This window comes from Victivallis sp. Marseille-Q1083 (assembly GCF_903645315.1).
Lineage (GTDB): Bacteria > Verrucomicrobiota > Lentisphaeria > Victivallales > Victivallaceae > UMGS1518.
This window is the reverse complement of sequence record NZ_CAHJXL010000005.1, coordinates 1-838: the sequence shown is the minus strand read 5'-3', so window position 1 is coordinate 838 and position 838 is coordinate 1. Positions and strand designations below refer to the sequence as shown.

The following is an 838-nucleotide window of genomic DNA, read 5'->3' as shown; positions in this document are numbered from 1 at the left end:
TCTGGAGCACTACCTCCATCTGCTGCATCTGCATGTCCAATATTAGGACGCATACTACCTGTCCGCCGATTGATACTGCTATTCCACCAAGCTGTAAATCCTTCATGTCCCCAACTATCCGCATAAGTATGAAGACATGCTCCTAATCTTACAGTGACCCCAAAACCTCCTTCTTCATAAGCACGGAAAGCCTTTATAACCTCATCCCGGGTCGCTGGATCGTCTCTCACTGTTGCAGAATACTCAGTAGAACCAGGAAAATGATATTTAGCCGATGTTTCATAATCTCTTCGTTTACTCCTTGCAACAGCATCAGTTTTGGAACTTACATCCAAATATTGAGACCAGCCAGCAACTATATTAGCTTCTTCAGGAGACCAACATTTTGCTCTTAACAAGTAATAAATTGTATAATAATGAAAATCAATCGAATACAGTCCACTCACATCGATATAGCTTATAGCATTATTTCCGACGAACCCGTACAGATTCACGCCGCCGTTTTCTTCGATCGGATCGCGACTGATCCATCTTCCGTGCTGCGGATCGTAGTAGCGGTAACCATAGTAGTAAAGCCCATTGCCGTCCACCGGTTTCGTGCTGAATCGATAGGTGAAGTTGTCGGCCTCCGCGCCATTCGATGATATCGTGCGGCCGAAGGCGTCATAGATGTACTCCGCCACCGAGACCTTGGTCGAGGCGTTCAGGTAACTCATGATATTGCCGTTGCCGTCATAGACCGGCAGATAGGTCTGTCCGCCGCGCTTTTCCGCCAGCAGCCCGCCGACCCCGCCGGCGCCTTGCAGACTGCCGGAGAGGTCTTCGCCCCACAAATACC

1 protein-coding gene is annotated in these 838 nt (G+C 48.8%); it reads right to left on the bottom strand.

Annotated features, from left to right (window positions below; genetic code table 11):
- Positions 1–838: RHS repeat-associated core domain-containing protein (locus HWX74_RS19930; protein ID WP_176015324.1), on the bottom strand; the 838-nt coding region annotated here is incomplete at both ends.